The organism is Rivibacter subsaxonicus, from assembly GCF_004217215.1.
GTDB classification, from domain to species: Bacteria; Pseudomonadota; Gammaproteobacteria; order Burkholderiales; family Burkholderiaceae_C; genus Rivibacter; species Rivibacter subsaxonicus.
The window spans coordinates 545464-563772 of record NZ_SHKP01000004.1 but is presented as its reverse complement, the minus strand read 5'-3'; the positions used below and the strand labels follow the sequence as shown (position 1 = coordinate 563772).

Below are 18309 nucleotides of genomic sequence, written 5' to 3'. Positions count from 1 at the left end.
CCACGAGGAGACCCCATGAAGAAGCAACCGATTCTCAAGTCGCTGCTGCTGGCCGCCGGTGCCGTGCTCGCCCCCTTCACCGCCGGGGCGCAGGAGATCACCCTCAAGGTCCATCACTTCTGGCCGCCGGCCGCGATGCCGCCGACCAAGATCCTCGGCCCCTGGTGCGACAAGATCGCCGCCGAATCGAACAACCGAATGAAGTGCCAGGTGTTCCCGGCCATGCAGCTCGGCGGCACGCCGGCGCAACTGATCGACCAGGTCAAGGACGGCGTGGTCGACATCGCCTTCACGCTGCCCGGCTACACCGCCGGCCGCTTCCCGGTGATGGAGGTCTTCGAGCTGCCGTTCATCAGCAGCAGCGCCAGCGCCGGCTCCAAGGCGGCCTGGGATTTCTACGGCAAGTACGGCCAGAAGGAATTCGCCGGCATCAAGCCGCTGATGTTCGCCACCCATGACGACGGCTACGTCCACACCCGCGAGAAGCAGGTCAAGACCATGGCCGACCTCAAGGGCCTGAAGATGCGCGCGCCCACCCGCATGACCAACAAGCTGCTGGCCTCGCTCGGCGCCACGCCGGTGGCGATGCCGCTGCCGGCGGTGCCGGAGGCGGTGAGCAAGGGCGTGATTGACGGCTTCCTGCTGCCGTGGGAGGTGATCCCTTCGGTCAAGCTGCACGAGATGGTCAAGTACCACTCCGAGACCGACCCGACCCGCCCGGCGCTCTACACCGCGCTGTTCATCCTGGCGATGAACCCGGCCAAGTACGACAGCCTGCCGGCCGACCTCAAGGCCATCATCGACCGCAACAGCGGCGCGGGCCTCTCCGCGATGGCCGGCAAGATCTGGGACGAGAGCCAGGCCGCCGGCCGCAAGCCCGCCACCGACCGCGGCAACACCTTCTACACGATCCCCGGCGCCGAGCTCGACAACTGGGTCAAGGCCTCGGCCCCGGTCTACGACGAGTGGGTCGCCAACCAGGACAAGGCCGGCAACAACGGCAAGCAGATGCTGCAGGACGCACGCGACCTGCTCGCGAAGAACCGCCAGTGAGCACGGTGCGGCTCGGCCGCGTGCTGCGGCCGCTGCGCACCCTGGCGCACGCCTTTGCCCTGCTCGGCGGCCTGGCCGCCTTCTTGGTGGCGATGCTGACCGTGGCCAGCATCGCCGGCCGCGTTCTGGCCGGCACGCCGATTTCCGGTGACGTCGAACTCACGCAGTTCGGCGTCGCGCTGGCGATCTCGCTGTGCCTGCCGTGGGCGCAACTGCATGGCGCCAACATCATCGTCGACTTCTTCACGCAGAAGCTGCGCGCACCGGCCCGGCGCCGGCTCGATGCCGTCGGCGCGCTGCTGATGGCGGTGTTCTGCGGGCTGCTGGCCTGGCGCACCGCGGCCGGCGCCTTCTCGGTGGCGGCCGCCGGCGAGACCACGATGATCCTCGGCGCGCCGATGTGGATCAGCTACGCGGTGCTGGCGCCGGGCCTTGCGCTGATCGCGCTGATCGCGCTGGTGCAGGCGATCGGTCTGTGGCAGGGCACGCTCGAGCAACCGGCCCACGCGGCCGAGGTCGGCATGCAGGTGGCGAAATGAACCTGACGCCGGGCCGCCCCAAGCCAGGCTCCGCCCCCGCGGGGGGCAGCGCAGCGGCACAGCCGCAAGCGTGGGGGCACACATGACTCCAAGCACCCTCGGCCTGCTGATGTTCGGCGCCATGCTGCTGCTGATGGCGCTGCGGGTGCCGATCGCGGCGGCGATGTTCATTCCCGGTGCCGTCGGCTACTGGGCCATGACCAACGACATGGCGCTGCTCAACACGCTCAAGGGCTCGGCGGTGGCGCGGCTGTCGGTCTACGACCTGAGCGTGATTCCGCTGTTCCTGCTGATGGGCCAGTTCGCCACCCAGGGGGGTCTGAGCAAGGCACTGTTCAAGGCGGCGGCGGCCTTCGTCGGCCATGTGCGCGGCGGCCTCGGCATGGCGGCGGTGCTGGCGGCGGCGGCCTTCGGCGCAGTCTGCGGATCGTCGGTCGCGACCTCGGCCACGATCGCGCAGGTGGCCTACCCCGAGATGAAGGCACATGGCTATCACGGGCGCCTGTCGACCGCGGTGCTCGCCACCGGCGGCACGCTCGGCATCCTGATCCCGCCCTCGGTGCCGCTGGTGGTCTACGCGATCCTCACCGAGCAGAACATCGCCAAGCTCTTTGCCGCGGCGCTGATTCCCGGGCTGCTGGCGATGGCCGGCTACATCGCGGTGATCGCGATCGTCTGCCGATTCAACCCCGAGCTCGCCACCCCGGCCGAACCCTTGCCCTGGAACGAACGCTGGCGCGCGCTGTTCGGCGTGTGGCCGATCGCGACGATCTTCGTGCTCGTCTTCGGCGGCATCTACGGCGGCTTCTTCACGCCGACCGAGGGCGCCGCGGTCGGTGCGCTCGGCACCTTCGTGGCCGGCATCGCGCAGCGCGAGCTCGGGCTCGAGGGCATCAAGCGCAGCTTCCTCGGCGCCGCCGAGACCTCGGCGATGGTCTTCATGATCTTCCTCGGCGCCGACATGATGAACGCCGCCCTGGCGCTCACGCAGATGCCGGCGCAACTGGCGCAGTGGGTGGGCGCGCTGCACGTGGCGCCGCTCGTGATCGTGGCCGCGGTGCTGCTGTTCTACGTGGTGCTCGGCTGCGTGATGGACGAGCTCTCGATGCTGCTGCTGACGATTCCCGTGCTGTTCCGGGCCATCATGGGCCTGGACCTGTGGGGTCTGTCGGCCGAGCACAAGGCGATCTGGTTCGGCATCCTGGTGCTGATGACGGTGGGCATCGGGCTCGTCGCGCCGCCGGTCGGGCTCAACGTCTACGTGGTCAACAGCATCGCGCGCGAGGTGCCGATGAGCGAGACCTACAAGGGCGTGCTGCCCTTCCTCGTCAGCGACGTGCTGCGGGTCACGGTGCTGCTGTTCGTGCCCGGGCTCAGCCTCGGCCTCGTCTGGCTGTTGTTCCGATAACGCAGCCGTCCGCGGGTCGGCGTTTGCCGGCCTCTGCGCCGGCCCTGGTGCGCGCTATGCTGCCCGCCATCCAGGCGATCGAAGGGAGACACCCATGCTGACGAACCACCGGATCGCGGCCGCCAGTGCCGCCGCCCTCTGTGCCCTCGTGCTTGCCGGCTGCGCCACGGGCCCCACGCTCGACGCGCAGTGGGTCGACCCGCAGTTCCGCGGCAGGTCCTTTGCCGGCGCCCGCGTGATGGTCGTCTGCGAGGCGGGCGACAACACGATCCGCCTGGTCTGCGAGGAGCAACTCGCGGCCCAGGTCACGGCCGCCGGCGCCAGCGCGGTGCGCGCGCCGGCCGGTGCCGCCAGCGGCGGCCAGGGTGCCGCGGCCTACCTGCCGGCCGCGCGCAACGCCAACGCCAAGGCGCTCGCGCTGGCCGTGGTGGCACCGTCGTCGCAGGCCTTCAACCAGAGCCCGCAGTTCAGCATCGGCCTCGGCGGCTTCAGCGGTGGTGGCGGCGGCGGTGGCGTCAGCGTGGGCGGCGGCGTCTCGGTGCCGGTGGGCGGCGGTGGCGGCAGCGTCAACACCGGCTTCGGCATGGAACTCGGCATCACCGACGTGGCCAGCGGCCAGCTCGTCTGGACCGGCCGCGCGACAAGCTCGCCGTCGAGCAACGTCAACGCCCAGATGGCCGACCTGACGCGCACGACGATGGGCGCGGCACGCACCGCCGGGGTGTTCTGAAGAACCGGTCCGCCGCTTGGCGGACACTCCGGGGCCGCCTTCAACAAAGTCCCGGATGAACACTCCCACGCACCCCGTCCTCACCTGGACCGAAGGCGGCCAGCCGCACACCGCGCGCTGGCGCTCCGAGGCCGGCGTGCCGCCGCCCAAGCGCGTGCGCGTGGTCGACGACACCCTCAACGCCGACACCGCCTTTCGCCTCGCCAGCGAAGGCAATGCGCTCTTGTGGCGTGGCGACTTCCAGAACGCGCGCCAGTTGCTGCAGGCGCTCGCGCGCCGCGTCGAGGCGAAACCCAAACCCAAGCGCGCCGACGCCAACAAGCCGCCGCCGGCGCTGGTCGACGCCTTCAACCAGCATCGCCAGGCACAGTCGCAGCGCGCGCGCACGCTGGGCATGCTGCTCATTCCGCTCGACGCCGAGCACCGCGTGCCGCTGCGCCGCGCGGCCGACATGCACGCCGCCTGCACCGAGGTCTGGGGCCCCGGCGATGGCCAGCCGAGCGTGGCCTCGCTGCGCGAGCTGCTGGGCCTGATCGGCGCCCACGAGTGGCGCAAGAAGGGCGTGCCGATCGAGGCGCTCGGCGGCGAGCACATCCACCCGCACTACGGCGTGTTCTCGCCGGTGCGCGGCGAGTACGTCGACCTCGTCGCCAAGTTCGAGCTGCCGCGCGACAGGGAACTCGCCTTCGACATCGGCACCGGCACCGGCGTGCTCGCCGCACTGTTGGCGCGGCGCGGCGTCAAGCGCGTGATCGCCACCGACTCCGACCCGCGTGCGCTGGCCTGCGCGCGCGAGAACCTCACGCGCCTCAAGGTCAGCGACCGCGTCGAACTGCTGCAGGCCGACCTCTTCCCCGAGGGCCGCGCGCCGCTGGTGCTGTGCAACCCGCCCTGGCTGCCGGCGCGGCCGAGCTCGCCGATCGAGCACGCGATCTACGACCACGAGAGCCGCATGCTGCGCGGCTATCTGGACGGCCTGGCGGCGCACCTCACGCCGGGCGGCGAAGGCTGGCTGATCCTCTCCGACCTCGCCGAGCACCTGGGCCTGCGACCGCGCGAGCAGTTGATGGGCTGGATCGAGGCCGCCGGCCTGCGCGTGGCGGGCCGGCTCGACACCCGGCCGCGGCATCCGAAGACGGTAGACCGGAGTGATCCGCTGCATGTGGCGCGGGCGCAGGAGGTGACGTCGTTGTGGAGGTTGGTGGCGGGGCCGAAGGCGGCGGGGTGATAGCGGGAAATTGAGACCGTCCAACGCGTCGCGCCGCCTCCGTTGCAAAGGCGCGAAGGGCGCATCAGCGCTGATGCCTCGGGCGCTAGGATCGACGCAATCGTCGGTGCGCTGGACCGCATTTCGCACGCTCACCATCGACGTCCATTGCACGCTACGCCTATGGAGGAAGTTGCATGGAGTCAGCTGTCTGGGGATTCATCGGCACGCTGGTGGGCGCCATCGCCAGTATCGCGACCGTATGGATATCTAACAACCATGCCGTCTCATTGCAGCGGTCCGCTTCGGACATCGACAGAGAGGAGCGCCGTCGGGCGTTTCAGCGAGACACTCTTCTCAGTCTGCAGGACGCCCTGCATGACGAACTAAGGCTAGTTACGCGTGTCTATCTTGCGGACAAGCGATCTTTCGCCAATAGCGGAGAGTGGGGCACACAGCTCTTGGATGACGAACTCAATGAGTCGACCCGACTCGCAGGTCGCAAAGCGCTGATTCTGCTGGACAGGGTGACAGACGATGAGTTGCGCCGAGATGTGGCAAACCTTCGCTCAGCTATGAGCAACCTCACCTTAGCTAACTCTGCAAAGAGTGCGGAGACTCTCTTTCGCGACATCACGGAGAGAGCTCCGATCACGATGAAGCAAATCGGCAAGGGCTTGCGGTCCCAGTACTAGTGAACCGGCAGCAGCCCATGCCGCTGCTTTCTTTGCCTTCCTGGCGTGGTCCGAGTGCAAGTCGTGGCGCCAAGCGCGGCAAGACGTAGTGGCGTTGAATCATTTGCCAAGTGACGCGCAAGGCTCGGACGCACCACCCGTTCTGAAGCCGTCGAGCTCCTGAGAATTCATCGCTTCAACCCGAATTCATCAGGCCCGCCTGTCGACTTCCCACACACTCGATCGTCGTGGCGGTGCGACCCGGTCCCGCGGACCTGGACCCAATCACATTGCCCACATGACAAGGAGAGACGACCATGAAATTCATGATCCTGGTGAAGGCGACCAAGGACTCCGAGGCAGGCGTGATGCCCAGCGAGCAGTTGCTGACGGCGATGGGCAAGTACAACGAGGAACTCGTGAAGGCGGGCGTCATGCTCGCGGGCGAGGGGCTCCACCCGTCGTCGAAGGGCGCGCGGGTGCGGTTCTCGGGAGCCGGCCGCACGGTCATCGACGGTCCCTTTGCCGAGACCCAGGAGCTGGTGGCGGGCTTCTGGCTCTGGGAAGTCAAGTCGCTGGCTGAGGCCATCGAGTGGGTCAAGCGCTGCCCCAACCCGATGCTCGAGGACTCGGAGATCGAGATCCGGCAGGTATTCGCAGCCGAGGATTTCGGCGCCGAGTTCACTCCTGAGCTGCGCGAGCAGGAGGAACGGCTGCGCCAGCAGGTGGCGAGCAAGGGCTGAGCCGCGGTACGGTGCCGGCGTCGCTTTCGCCGACACTTTCACCCGCCGCTGAAAGCGCGCGATGGCCACACCACTAAACATCGGCATCGTCGCCTGCTCGGCCGATGGCGCTTCGCTCTGCTGCCGGACGGTCTGCGCCGAAGCCGCGGCGCCGCTCGGCTCGATTCGCTGGACGCCTCGAACAGAGGAACACCATGCTCTCGTACGTCTGCATCGGAACCAATGACATGGCGCGGTCGGTGGCGTTCTATGACGCCGTGCTGGCGCCTCTGGGGTTCAGGCGTGGTACCGCCCCGGGCGAAGAGGAACGCACCGGTTGGGCCGGCTGGGGGACGTCGGAAGCAAAGGGAGCCGCAGAACTAGCGCTGTGGCTGTGCCGGCCGTTCAACGGCCTAAGTGCCACGGCAGGCAACGGAACGATGGTGGCGCTCAAGGCGCAAAGCTGGGCCGCGGTGCAGGCCTTCCATGCTGCTGCGCTGGAGAACGGCGGCAGCTCGGAAGGCGAGCCGGGGCTTCGGCCGCAGTACGACGACGACTTCTACTCCGCGTACGTGCGTGATCTCGATGGCAACAAGCTCGCGGCCGTCTGCAGGGGCTTCACCAGTGCTCAGTAGCCATGGACATGCGGCACGAGTCCGGGCTCATCCGCGAGCAGCCTTGACGCGCACACGCGTCGTCCGTCCATCGCTCCACGCGATGCCATGACTGTCAAGCAAGCGCTGGCGCGACTTGAATCTCTCGGCAGCTAGAGAATGCGCGCGCAGAACGCCGGGAAGAAGTGGTGAGTCGCCAGGCTTGAACCGGCTCAAGGCGCGCGCCGAGGCCGATCCCATCAGCGCCTACTCGGGCTCCACCTCGACAATCGCTTCGATCTCGACGGTGATGCCGAAAGGCAGGCTGCCGACGCCGATCGCAGACCTTGCATGCCTGGCACCGAAGACCTGTTCGAGCAAGTCAGAGCAGCCGTTGATGACGCGCGAGTGCTCGCTGAAGTCCGGCGCCGCGTTGATCATCCCCAGCAGCTTGATGACGCGCCTGGCGCGGTCCAGGCTTCCAAGCTCATGCCGCAGGATCGCCAGGATGTTGAGGCCGACGAGCCTCGCATGCTCGACCGCTTCATCGGCCGAGACGTCGGCGCCCACCTTTCCTCTGGGGATGGTTCCGTCGGGTCTTGCCGCTACCGTTCCCGACAGGTAGATGGCATTGCCCATGCGCACCGCGTTCACGTAGTTCGCGGCGGGCGTGGGCACCTTCGGGAGTTCAAGCCCGAGCTCCTGGATGCGCTTCTCGATGGACATTTGGCTGCCTCGACGGTCTGCAGGTTCCCCCCGGAACCCAAGCCCTAGGCTACGCCGCCCGCACAGTTCAAGACCTCCCCTGCCCCTGCCACCCTGCGCCAGCAAAGGGTTCCGCCAAGCGGGCAACGCTGGCGCCGCCTCCATAGACAGTCTCACCTGATGTTGCGAGTGCTCCATGGCCACACCCCTCCACATCGGCATCGTCGCCTGCTCCGCCGAGGGCGCTTCGCTCTGCTACCGCACGATCTGCGCCGAGGGCGCCGCGCTGCTAGGACCGCATGCGCATCCCGAGGTCTCGATGCACACGCCCTCGCTCGCGGAGTACGTGCGCTGCCTCGACGCTGCCGACCTGCAAGGCGTCGGCGAGCTGATGCTGGCCTCGGCGCGCAAGCTCGCGGGCATCGGATGCGACTTCCTGGTCTGCCCCGACAACACCATCCACCAGGCCTTCGCCCATGTCGAGCCGCGCTCGCCGCTGCCCTGGCTGCATATCGCCGATGTGGTGGCGGCCGAGGCGGCGCGGCGCGGCTACCGGCGCCTGGGCCTGATGGGCACGCGCTGGCTGGTCGACAGCGAGGTCTACCCGCAGAAGCTGGCCGCGCGCGGGCTGGCTTGCGTGCGACCCGGCGCCGCCGAGCGCGACGAGATGCACCGGATCATCATGGACGAGCTGGTCTGCGGGATCGTCCGGCCCGAGGGTGTGGCCTGCTTCCAGTCGGTGGTCCGGCGCTTCAAGGCGGAACAGGGCTGCGAGGCCGTCATACTCGGCTGCACCGAGATCCCGTTGATCCTCGACGACGCCAACTCCGCCCTGCCCACGCTGGACTCGACGCGGCTGCTGGCGCGGGCGGCGCTGCTGCGGTCGGTGGGCGCGGGGCATGCATCCTGAGCGCGGACCGCACCCGTGGATGCCGATCAGCAAACCACCTTCAGCACGCACGCACATGGCCACCAAAGAAGAGATCACCGAGTTCCTGGCATCGGCGTTTCCGCAGAACAAGAGCATCGTCGAACAGGTCGGCAATGCGTCCGCCACCGTGATTCATCCGGTCGGCTTCGACGAGTTGCGGCCGGGCGGCACCGTGTCGGGGCCGGTGATGATGACCGTGGCCGACGTGGCGCTGTACGTGGCGATCCTCGGCGAGATCGGCATCGTGCCGCTGACGGTGACCACCAGCCTGAACATCAACTTCCTGCGCAAGCCGTCGGCCGATCGCAGCATCGTCGGCGTCTGCAAGCTGCTCAAGCTCGGCAGGACGCTGGCAATCGGCGAGGTGTCGATCTACTCGCAGGGCGTAGCCGAGCCGGTGGCGCACGCGGTCGGCACCTATGCCATTCCGCCGGGCTCGCGTTGAAGGGTCGCGCACCGTGCATGCCGCATGAAGCTGCTCGTCACCGGCCTCAACGGTACCCTCGCACCACGGCTCGCCCAGGCGGCGCGCGCGGCCGGCGTGGACGTGATCGGCTGGGACCGTGCGCGCATCAACCCCGATGACATCCAGGCCACGCAACGGTGGCTCGACGCGACGCGAGCCGAGGCGATCGCCCACCTTGCGATGGGGAGCGCCGACTGGGCCGCGCGGCTGGCGGCTCACGCGGCCGAGCGGGCGATGCCCTTCGTCTTCACGAGCACCGCGATGGTCTTCGATCACGAGCCCGACGGCCCGCACGCGCCGGACTCGGCGCGCAACGCCCGTGACGACTACGGCCGCTACAAGATCGCCTGCGAAGACGCGGTGCTCTGCGCCAATCCCGGCGCCACGGTGGCGCGCATCGGCTGGCAGATCGACCCCAGCCAGCCCGGCAACAACATGCTGATGGCGCTCGACCAGTGGCAGGCCCGCGATGGCTGCGTGGCGGCCAGCCGCGCATGGCGCCCGGCGTGCTCGTTCATGGCCGACACCGCGGCCGCGCTGCTGGCGCTGCTGCAGCAGCCGCGGGCCGGCGTGGTGCACCTGGACAGCAACGCCGCCGAGGCCCACAGCTTCGTGGCCATCGTGGCGGCGCTCAAGGCGCGCTTCGCACGCGACGCGTGGATCCTGCGCGAGCACGAGGACTACCGCCACGACCAGCGCCTGGCGGGCGGCGCGCGGCTGGTGCCGCCGCTTTCGGCGCGGCTCCCGCAACTTGCGCGCTGAACACCAACTGCCGCCTCACCCACCTCGCGAGCCACGCCGATGCCAAGCCAACACACGCTCGAACGCTTCATCGCCCGCGTCGAAGAGAACGCGCATGCCGAGGCCATCGAGGAGTTCTACACGGCCAGCGCCTCGATGCGCGAGAACCAGGCCGAGCCGCGCGTCGGCCGCGAACTGCACGTGGCCAACGAACGCAAGGTGCTGGCGCGGGCCCGCTCGGTGCACTCGCAGTGCGTGCGCCCGGTCTTCGTCGAGGGCGACCGGGTGGTGATCCGCTGGATCTTCCGCTTCGAGTGGCTCGACGGCACGGTCACGCAGATGGAAGAGCTGGCCTACCAGCGCTGGGAGGGCGAGCGCATGGCCGAGGAGCAGTTCTTCTACGACCCGGCGCAGCGCGTGCCGAGGCAGGCCTGATGCGCCAGCAGGATGCGAACTCGCTGGTCTGGTCCGACTCGCTCGAGGAACTCGACTGGCACGAACTCACCGCGCTCTACCGCGCGGCGCCGCTCGGCAACAAGAACCCGGCCGACCTCGAGACTGCCTTCTCCAACAGCCGCTTCCGCTGCTTCGTGCGCGACGGCGGCCGGCTCGTGGCCGTCGGCCGCGCGCTGGCCGATGGCGTGGACTGCTCCTACATCTGCGACGTCGCGGTGCTGCCGAGCCACCAGGGCATGGGGCTCGGCAAGCAGGTGGTGGCCCGGCTGCTGAGCTTGTCGCGCGGGCACAAGAAGGTCATCCTCTACGCCGTGCCGGGCAAGGAGCCGTTCTATGCGAGGCTCGGTTTCAGGCGCATGACGACGGCGATGGCGATCTTCGAGAACCAGGACCTGGCGCTGGCACGCGGCTACCTGAGCGAAGGCTGAACCGGCCTCGCCCGGCAAGCGGCACCCGCCGAACGGAGGACAGGATGCAGACGCGACTGACGGAGATGCTCGGCATCGAGCATCCGATCCTCTCCGCGCCGATGGGCGTGGCGGCCGGCGGCAAGCTCGCGGCGGCCGTGTCGGCGGCGGGCGGACTCGGCCTGATCGGCGGCGGCTACGGCGACGCCGCCTGGCTGGAGCGCGAGTTCGCGGCGGCCGGCACGGCCCGCGTCGGCTGCGGCTTCATCACCTGGTCGCTGGCGCAGAAGCCGCAGTTGCTCGATCTGGTGCTGGCGCAGACGCCGGTCGCGGTGATGCTCTCCTTCGGCGAGCTGGCCCCGTTCGCGCCGCGCATCAAGGCCGCCGGCGCGCGGCTGATGTGCCAGGTGCAGACGCTGGCGCTGGCACGCGAGGCGGTTGCGGCCGGCGCCGACGTGATCGTGGCGCAGGGTGCCGAGGCCGGCGGCCACGGGCTCGCGCGCGCGACCTTCACGCTGGTGCCGGAGATCGCCGACTACCTGGCCGGCGCCGCGCCCGACACCGTGCTGGTCGCGGCCGGTGGCGTTGCCGACGGGCGCGGGCTCGCGGCGGCGCTGATGCTGGGCGCCGATGGCGTGCTCGTCGGCACGCGCTTCTGGGCCAGCAGCGAGGCGCTGGTCGCACCGAGCCTGCAGGCGGCAGCGGTGGCGGCCGACGGCGACTCGACGGTCCGCACCACGGTGCCCGATGTCGCGCGCCGCTACCACTGGCCCGGATCGTTCACCGCGCGCGCAATCAGGTCGCGCTTCGTCGACGACTGGCATGGTCGCGAGTCGGTGCTCGCCGAGCCGGGCACCCTCGAACGCGAGGAGGCACGCTACTGGCAGGGCTTCCACGCCGGCGACCCCGACAACACCTGCATGCTGGCCGGCGAGGCGGTCGGCCTGATGCACGATGTGGCGCCGGCCGGCGACATCGTGCAGCGCATGACGCGCGAGGCGCAGGCCCTGCTGGCACGCGCGGCGGGCACACGAGCGCGCGTCGCCTGACCCGAAACACCCGCCTCGCAGCGCCGAGGCATCGACTTCCCAAGCTGGAGAAACTCCATGACGACCTTGTTCAACGGAGAAGTCGCCCTCGTCACCGGCGGCAGTTCGGGCATCGGACGCGCCACGGCGCTGGCCTTTGCCGCCGAGGGTGCCCGCGTGGTGGTCGCCAGCCGGCGCAGCGAGGAGTCGACCGAGACGGTGAGCCTGATTCGCGCCGCCGGCGGCGATGCGATCTTCGTCAAGGCCGATGTGTCGAAGGCGTCCGAGGTCGAGGCGCTGGTCGCCCGCGCCGTCGAGCACTACGGCGCGCTGAACTTCGCCTTTAACAACGCCGGCATCGAGGGCGATCCCTTCGTGCCGCTGGCCCGGTACTCGGAAACCAGCTGGGACGAGGTGATCGACATCAACCTCAAGGGCGTGTTCCTCAGCATGAAGTACGAACTGCCGCACATCGTCAGGACGCGCGGCGCCATCGTCAACATGGCCTCGGTGGCCGGTCTGCGCGGAGGCCGGCTCGGGGTCGCCTACTACGCCAGCAAGCACGGCGTGGTCGGGCTCACCAAGGCGGCGGCGCTGGAGTACGCCGACCAGGGCGTGCGCATCAACGCGGTCGCGCCGGCCGTGATCCAGACGCCGCTGGCCGATCGCGCCGGCCTCACCTCGGACCCGGCCAGGACGGCCCGGGTGCTGGCGATGCATCCGCTCGGACGCGTCGGCGTGCCCGAGGAGGTGGCCAACGCCGTGCTGTGGCTGTGCTCGAAGGGCGCGTCGTTCACCACCGGCCATGCACTGCCGGTCGATGGCGGCTACCTGATCTGAGTTCGGGACGCAGCGCGGATCGCTCATGTACGAATCGAAAAAGCAGCCCCCGCTGTCGCACGCCGGATTTGCCAGGCGCCTGCTGGTGCACGTGCTGCTCGCGGCCGGTCTGGTGCTGGTGTCGCTCGGCATCGGCATGCTCGGCTACATGCACTTCGAGCAGCTCTCACTGATCGACGCCTTTCTCAACGCCGCCATGCTGCTCGGCGGCATGGGGCCGGTCAATGCGCTGACCACGCCAGGCGGCAAGCTCTTTGCCGGCCTGTACGCGCTCTACGCCGGGCTGGTCTTCGTGGCCGCGACGGCCCTGGTCTTCACGCCGATCGCACACCGCGTGCTGCACCAGTATCACTGGGACTCGAAGCTGTAGGCGCCGCGCTGCCCGGACCGCCACCGCTGCCACAGGAGCCACCGATGCCACAGCTCGAAGCCTTCTTTCGTGAAGCCGGAACCGGCCCCGGGGTCGTGTGCATGCACTCCAACGCGAGCAACTCGACGCAGTGGCGCGGGCTGCTCGAGTTGCTGGCACCGGACTTCCACGTGCTGGCGCCGGACTCCTACGGTTCCGGCAAGAGCCCGGAGTGGCCCTCGGACCGCGTCATCAGCCTGCGCGACGAGGTTGCGCTGATCGAGCCGGTGCTGGCCAGGGCCGGCTCGCCGCTGGCGCTGGTCGGCCATTCCTACGGCGCGGCGGTCGCGCTACTCGCGGCGCTGGCCGATCCGGGGCGCGTGCGCGCGATGGCGCTGTACGAGCCGACCCTGTTCGCGCTGATCGAGGCGCAGTCCCCCGCACCGAACGAGGCCGATGGCATCCGCGACGCGGTGGCAGCCGCCGCCACCGCCCTCGACGCGGGCAACCAGGACGCCGCCGCCGCGTGCTTCATCGACTACTGGATGGGCGCCGGCAGCTGGGCGCGCACGCCGGAGCAGCGCAAGCCGCCGATTGCCGAGTCGGTGAGGAACGTGCGTCGCTGGAAGCATGCGCTGTCCACCGAGCCCACGCCGCTGGCGGCCTTCCGCGCGCTCGACATGCCGGTGCTCTACATGGTGGGCAAGCGCAGCACGGCCTCGGCGCACGGGGTGGCGCGGCTGCTGACGGCGGTGCTGCCGCGGGTCGAGGTGCTGGAGTTCGAAGGCCTGGGCCACATGGGGCCGGTCACCCATCCCGAGGTGGTGAACCAGGCCATCGCGCGCTTCCTCGCGCGGGCCTGAGCGGCACGCGCCCTACTCCGGCGCGCGCCTCAGGGTCTCCATCACCGGCCGCCGCAGCACCTCGCGCAGGCCCCACCAGCCGGCCGCCAGCGCGAGCAGCGCACCGGCCGCGCCGCCGGCCAGCACCACCCAGGGCGAGGCGGTCCAGCTGAACTCGAAGACATAGCGCGCCAGCGCCCAGCCGACCGCCGCCGCCGCCAGCGCGGCCAGCACGCCGGCGAGCAGGCCCACGCCCACCAGTTCGGCCCGCTGGACCCGGGCCAGCAAGGCGCTTCCGGCGCCCATCGCGCGCATCACCGCGTACTCGCGCGCGCGCTGCTCGCGGGTGGCGGTGACGGCGGCGAACAGCACGACCAGGCCCGTCGCGAGCGTGAAGCCGAACAGGAACTCGACCGCGCGCACCACCTGGTCGAGCACGCGCTGCACCTGCGTGATCGAGGCCGAGACATCGACGTTGGTGATGTTGGGGTAGGCCTTGGACAGCGCACTGTCGAAGGCGACCGCCGCCACGCCCTCGGGCGCACGGAAGGCGGCGATGGTGGTGGCCGGCAGCTCCGGCATCTGGTCCCGCTGGAACATCACGAAGAAGTTGACCCGCATCGAGCCCCAGTCGACCTTGCGCAGGTTGGCGATGCGGCCGCTCTTCTGGATGCCGGCGATGTCGAATGTCAGCGCGTCGCCGAGCTTGAGGCCCAGTTGCGCGGCCAAGCCCTCCTCCACGCTCAGGGCCTCGGGGTCCTCGGCGACCCACTTGCCGGCGGTGATCGGGTTGTGCGTCGGCGGCTGCGCCGCGTGGCTGAGGTTGAACTCGCGCTCGACCAGGCGTTGCGCGCGGTCGGCCGCGAAGTCCTCGGGCCTGACCGGCTTGTCGTTGATCGCCACCAGCCGGCCGCGGATCATCGGGTACCAGTCGTAGCGCTCGACGCCGCCGGCGCGCAGCTGGCGCTGGAAGGCCTCGCTCTGCTCGGGCTGGATGTTGATGACGAAGCGGTTCGGCGCATCGGGCGGCGTCGCGGCGCGCCAGCTGTCGACCAGGTCGGTGCGCAGCAGCACCAGCAGCATCAGCGCCAGCAGGCCGACGCTGAGCGCGCTCACCTGCAGCACGGCGTAGCCCGGCCGCGCCGCGACCTGGCGCGTTGCCAGGACCAGCCAGCGCGGCGCTCTGGAGCCCGGCACTAGCCGTCGCAGCAGGCTCACCGCGATCCACGCGACCAGCGCGAAGACGCCGATCGCCGCCGCGAAGCCGCCGACGGTGATCGCGCCGAGCTTCGGGTCGGAGGCCACCGCCAGCAGCAGCGCGCAGAAGCCCACCGCACCGAGCGCGAGCACCAGCAGCGAGGTGGCCTTCATCTCGCCGAGGTCGCGCCGGATCACGCGCAGCGGTGGCACCCGAGCCAGTTGCAGCACCGGCGGCAGGCCGAAGCCGACCAGCAGCGTCAGGCCGACACCGATGCCGAACAGCGCAGGCCACAGGCTCGGCGCCGGCAGGCTGGCCGACACCAGGCCGACCAGCAACGCAACGAACACGCCATGCACCGCCAGGCCCAGCAGCACGCCGAGCACGCTGGCGAGCAGGCCGACCGCGATGAACTCGAGCGCGTAGGCCCAGGCGATGCGGCGCTGCGACTGGCCGAGCACGCGCAGCATCGCGCAGTCGTCGAGCCGGCGCTGCGCGTACTCACGCGAGGCGATCGCCACCGCCACCGCCGCCAGCAGCGCCGACAGCAGCGCCACCAGGTTGAGAAAGGCCTGCGCGCGCGCCAGCGTCTGCGTCATCTCTGGCCGGCCGCTCTCGAGCGACTCGACGCGCACGCCGCGCCAGCCCTCGCTGTCGATCTTGGCCTTCACGGTCTTCACGAACTCGCGCACGGCAGTCTTGGCGCGCGCATCGCCGGTTCGCGCCGCCACCGCGCTGCGATAGATCACGCGGCTGGCCGGCTGCACCAGCGCGGTCGCGGCAAGATCGCCCTCGGCCAGCATGACGCGCGGCGCAAAGCTCATGAAGCCGGTGCCGCGATCGGGCTCCTCGCCGATGATGGCGGCGATGCGCAGCGCCGCGTCGCCGAGCAGCAAGGGGTCGCCGATGCGCAGGTTGAGCGAGTCGAGCACCGCGGCGTCGACCCAGACGGTGCCGGCGGCCGGGATCTCGCGCGTCTGGCGCGGCGTCGCGCCGGGCGCATCGGTGATGCGCAGGCTGCCGCGCAGCGGGTAGCCGGGACTGACCGCCTTGACCGCGACCAGACGCGCGGCGCCACCCTGCGCCTCGTCGGCGCGCGCCATGCTCGGGAAGCTCACGTTGCGCGCGAGCGCCAGGCCGGCGGCGCTGGCCGCCGCGGCCACCGCCGGCGGCGCCGGCTGGTCGCTGGCGACGATCGCGTCGCCGCCGAGCAGCGCGCTGGCGTCGCGCGCGAGGCCGGCGTTGAGGCGGTCGGCAAAGAAGCCGACCGCGCTCAGCGCCGCCACCGCCAGCGTCACCGCCACCACCAGCAGCCGCAGTTCGCCGGCGCGCAGGTCGCGCAGCAACTGGCGCCAGGCGAGCGTGAAGACCGAAGGCGGGCGCAACGCTGGGTGGGATGCGGGCAATGCAGCGGGAGTCGGGATCACGGCCATGGCCGCGACCTTAACCCGCCAGTGCATGGGCGCACCAACCGAGGGGCTTGAACGCTGCCTGCAAAGCCCTTGAATCCGGCACGTGGCGCGCAGTGATTCAATGCCTCATGTCCACTGCCAATCCCCTCCTGCCCGCCCTGTTCATCTCGCATGGCTCGCCGATGCTCGCGATCGAGCCCGGCAGCACCGGCGCCTTCCTGCAGCGCCTGGGCCCGGCCATCGACGCCACCTTCGGCCGTCCGCGCGCGATCGTCGTGGTCTCGCCGCACACCAGCGCGCCGCTGCCGGTGGTGCTGGGCAGCGCCGCGCACCACGCGGTGCACGACTTCGGCGGCTTCCCGCGCGAGCTCTACGCGCTGCAATACGCGCCGCCCGGCGCACCGGCACTGGCCGATCGCGCCGTGGCCCTGCTCGCCGCCGCCGGCATCGACAACACCCGCCTCGACGACGAGCCCGGCCTCGACCACGGCATCTGGAGCGTGCTGCGCTTCGCCTGGCCGGACGCCGACATCCCGGTGCTGCCGATCGCGCTGGCGCCTCGCGCCGCCACCGCCGATCAATGGGCACTCGGCGCCGCGCTGGCGCCGCTGGCGGCCGAGGGCGTGCTGGTGCTCGGCTCCGGCAGCCTGACCCACAACCTGGGCCTGGTCGGCCGCAGCGCGATCCAGGCCGCCGGCGACACACCGGCCGGGCAGGAACTGCCGCAAAGCCGAGACTTCCGCGACTGGGTCGCCGAGCGCGTCCAGGCACGCGACCAGGCGGCGCTGCTGGACTACCGGGCGCAGGCACCGCATGCGGCGCTGATGCACCCGAGCGACGAGCACTGGCTGCCCTTCTACATCGCCGCCGGCGCCGGCGGCCTGGACGCCACCCCGGCCCGGCTGCACGCGAGCGTGACCTACGGCTCACTGGCGATGGACGCCTACGCCTTCGGCCCGGGCGCGCAGGCGCTTCGGGCAGCACTGGTCACGTCGGCAGCGGCCGGTGCGTAAAACTAGGTGAAGCCGGCCGCGCCCCGTTGACGCTGCGCCGGCGCAGGCAGAACATCGGATCACACCGGCCTCGCGGCGCGTGTTGTCGCTGTCGGCCGAATGCGGGGAGTTCATCGTGACCAGCTACCGTGCCCTGACGCTCGCGCCTGACCCAGGCCAGATGCTGCTGTCGCCGCAGCGAAGCTCGGCCAGCGCCTCCGATCCGGCGATGTCGCTGCTGACCGACCTCAGCAGCGGCGCGGTGGTCGTGGTGCAGCCCGACGACCGCGCCGACCAGGTGCTGCAGATGCTGATGCGCGCCGGCGTGCGCATGGGCTTCGTCGGCGAGGTGCGCGAGGGCCGCGGCACAATCCGCGGCGTCGTCACCGCCGGCGACCTGGCCGGCGAGCACGTGACGCGGCGTGCGCTCGACCTCGGCGTCGCCCACGACGAACTCAGCGTCGAGCAGGTGATGAGCCCGCTGAGCGACTGGCCGCTGGTCGAATTGCGCAGCCTGCCGCGCGCCGCGGTGGGCGACGTGATCGCCACGCTGCAGGCCTCCGGCCAGCGCTACCTGATCGTCATCGAGACCGTCGACGGCCAGCCGGTGCTGCGCGGCGTGTTCTCGGCCAGCCGCATCGAGCAATCGCTCGGCACCTCGCTGCAGATCAGCCTGCGCTCGCAGAGCTTTGCCGAGCTGCACTCGGCGCTGCAGCACAGTTGAGGCGTTGCAGGCATCCGCGCGCGGTGAAATCGACCCGGGGTCGCACTCCGGCCCAGCAGACTGACAACGCGGTCGGTCTGACGCGATCCGGCAAGGCGTTGCCGCAGTCGTCTCGGTGAAGGCGGAGATGGATGATCGTCAGACCTCGAATCCCGCCGATTGCAAGGGGCGAGCGCATGAGCGCCGCCCCTGGGCGCGCTGCTGATCCTGGTCGCAATCCCGACCGCCGTTATCGCGGTGATGCCGGCACAGGGAGCGCGGCGCACACACGTCGCGATGATCGGCGCGATCT

General features: G+C 70.3%; 21 protein-coding genes. 19 read left to right on the top strand and 2 right to left on the bottom strand.

Annotated elements, in window-relative coordinates; translation table 11 throughout:
• Positions 1-15: 15 nt before the first annotated feature.
• The 8 genes from EV670_RS02515 (at position 16) to EV670_RS02475 (ending at position 6968) form a co-directional block, all read left to right on the top strand.
• The gene (locus EV670_RS02515; RefSeq protein ID WP_130430234.1) at positions 16-1053 is read left to right on the top strand and encodes a TRAP transporter substrate-binding protein; all 1038 of its coding nucleotides are present in this window, start codon (positions 16-18) and stop codon (positions 1051-1053) included.
• Positions 1050-1592, top strand: coding sequence for a TRAP transporter small permease (locus tag EV670_RS02510; protein WP_242616806.1), 543 nt, complete (start codon positions 1050-1052; stop codon positions 1590-1592). The genes EV670_RS02515 and EV670_RS02510 overlap by 4 nt, the downstream gene beginning before the upstream one ends.
• A gap of 82 nt (positions 1593-1674) precedes the next feature.
• Complete coding sequence (locus EV670_RS02505) at positions 1675-3000, top strand: TRAP transporter large permease (RefSeq protein ID WP_130430233.1); 1326 nt, start codon at positions 1675-1677, stop codon at positions 2998-3000.
• Between the two features lie 94 nt (positions 3001-3094).
• On the top strand, positions 3095-3730 hold the full coding sequence (locus tag EV670_RS02500) for a hypothetical protein (RefSeq protein ID WP_130430232.1): 636 nt from the start codon (positions 3095-3097) through the stop codon (positions 3728-3730).
• Positions 3731-3785: 55 nt separating this feature from the next.
• Positions 3786-4958, top strand: a complete 1173-nt coding sequence (locus tag EV670_RS02495) for a methyltransferase (protein ID WP_130430231.1) — start codon at positions 3786-3788, stop codon at positions 4956-4958.
• A gap of 176 nt (positions 4959-5134) precedes the next feature.
• Positions 5135-5632: a hypothetical protein gene (locus EV670_RS02490; RefSeq protein ID WP_130430230.1), complete on the top strand. Its 498-nt coding sequence runs from the start codon at positions 5135-5137 to the stop codon at positions 5630-5632.
• A 296-nt stretch (positions 5633-5928) separates the two neighbouring features.
• Positions 5929-6354: a YciI family protein gene (locus EV670_RS02485; protein ID WP_130430229.1), complete on the top strand. Its 426-nt coding sequence runs from the start codon at positions 5929-5931 to the stop codon at positions 6352-6354.
• A gap of 194 nt (positions 6355-6548) precedes the next feature.
• Entirely contained in the window at positions 6549-6968 is a 420-nt protein-coding gene (locus tag EV670_RS02475) for a VOC family protein (protein ID WP_130430228.1), read from the top strand.
• A gap of 225 nt (positions 6969-7193) precedes the next feature.
• Here the strand turns inward: EV670_RS02475 and EV670_RS02470 are convergent, their stop codons facing one another.
• Complete coding sequence (locus tag EV670_RS02470) at positions 7194-7652, bottom strand: RidA family protein (protein ID WP_130430227.1); 459 nt, start codon at positions 7650-7652, stop codon at positions 7194-7196.
• A gap of 175 nt (positions 7653-7827) precedes the next feature.
• Here EV670_RS02470 and EV670_RS02465 point away from each other — a divergent pair, with 175 nt between their 5' ends.
• The 9 genes from EV670_RS02465 to EV670_RS02425 are packed head-to-tail and all read left to right on the top strand — an operon-like array spanning position 7828 to position 13712.
• Positions 7828-8541, top strand: coding sequence for an aspartate/glutamate racemase family protein (locus EV670_RS02465; protein WP_130430226.1), 714 nt, complete (start codon positions 7828-7830; stop codon positions 8539-8541).
• 55 nt (positions 8542-8596) lie between these two features.
• On the top strand, positions 8597-9007 hold the full coding sequence (locus tag EV670_RS02460; RefSeq protein WP_130430225.1) for a PaaI family thioesterase: 411 nt from the start codon (positions 8597-8599) through the stop codon (positions 9005-9007).
• A 24-nt stretch (positions 9008-9031) separates the two neighbouring features.
• Positions 9032-9790, top strand: coding sequence for a sugar nucleotide-binding protein (locus tag EV670_RS02455; RefSeq protein ID WP_130430224.1), 759 nt, complete (start codon positions 9032-9034; stop codon positions 9788-9790).
• 39 nt (positions 9791-9829) lie between these two features.
• Positions 9830-10204 (top strand): nuclear transport factor 2 family protein, encoded by a 375-nt coding sequence (locus tag EV670_RS02450; RefSeq protein WP_130430223.1) that lies wholly within the window; start codon positions 9830-9832, stop codon positions 10202-10204.
• A complete protein-coding gene (locus EV670_RS02445; protein ID WP_130430222.1) occupies positions 10204-10653 on the top strand; it encodes a GNAT family N-acetyltransferase in 450 nt (149 codons plus the stop codon). The genes EV670_RS02450 and EV670_RS02445 overlap by 1 nt, the downstream gene beginning before the upstream one ends.
• Before the next feature lie 44 nt (positions 10654-10697).
• On the top strand, positions 10698-11681 hold the full coding sequence (locus tag EV670_RS02440; protein ID WP_130430221.1) for an NAD(P)H-dependent flavin oxidoreductase: 984 nt from the start codon (positions 10698-10700) through the stop codon (positions 11679-11681).
• 57 nt (positions 11682-11738) lie between these two features.
• Positions 11739-12500, top strand: coding sequence for an SDR family oxidoreductase (locus tag EV670_RS02435; RefSeq protein ID WP_130430220.1), 762 nt, complete (start codon positions 11739-11741; stop codon positions 12498-12500).
• A gap of 25 nt (positions 12501-12525) precedes the next feature.
• Complete coding sequence (locus EV670_RS02430; RefSeq protein ID WP_130430219.1) at positions 12526-12870, top strand: hypothetical protein; 345 nt, start codon at positions 12526-12528, stop codon at positions 12868-12870.
• Between the two features lie 44 nt (positions 12871-12914).
• Positions 12915-13712: an alpha/beta fold hydrolase gene (locus tag EV670_RS02425; protein ID WP_130430218.1), complete on the top strand. Its 798-nt coding sequence runs from the start codon at positions 12915-12917 to the stop codon at positions 13710-13712.
• A 12-nt stretch (positions 13713-13724) separates the two neighbouring features.
• On the opposite strand, the gene EV670_RS02420 is transcribed toward EV670_RS02425, so the two are convergent.
• Positions 13725-16322: an ABC transporter permease gene (locus EV670_RS02420; protein WP_130430217.1), complete on the bottom strand. Its 2598-nt coding sequence runs from the start codon at positions 16320-16322 to the stop codon at positions 13725-13727.
• A 107-nt stretch (positions 16323-16429) separates the two neighbouring features.
• Here EV670_RS02420 and EV670_RS02415 point away from each other — a divergent pair, with 107 nt between their 5' ends.
• Together EV670_RS02415 and EV670_RS02410 are read left to right on the top strand one after the other, a co-directional pair.
• Positions 16430-17314 (top strand): DODA-type extradiol aromatic ring-opening family dioxygenase, encoded by an 885-nt coding sequence (locus EV670_RS02415; protein ID WP_130430216.1) that lies wholly within the window; start codon positions 16430-16432, stop codon positions 17312-17314.
• 115 nt (positions 17315-17429) lie between these two features.
• Positions 17430-18017 carry a CBS domain-containing protein gene (locus EV670_RS02410; RefSeq protein WP_130430215.1) on the top strand — a complete coding sequence of 196 codons (588 nt, stop codon included), beginning with the start codon at positions 17430-17432 and terminating at the stop codon, positions 18015-18017.
• Positions 18018-18309 lie beyond the last annotated feature (292 nt).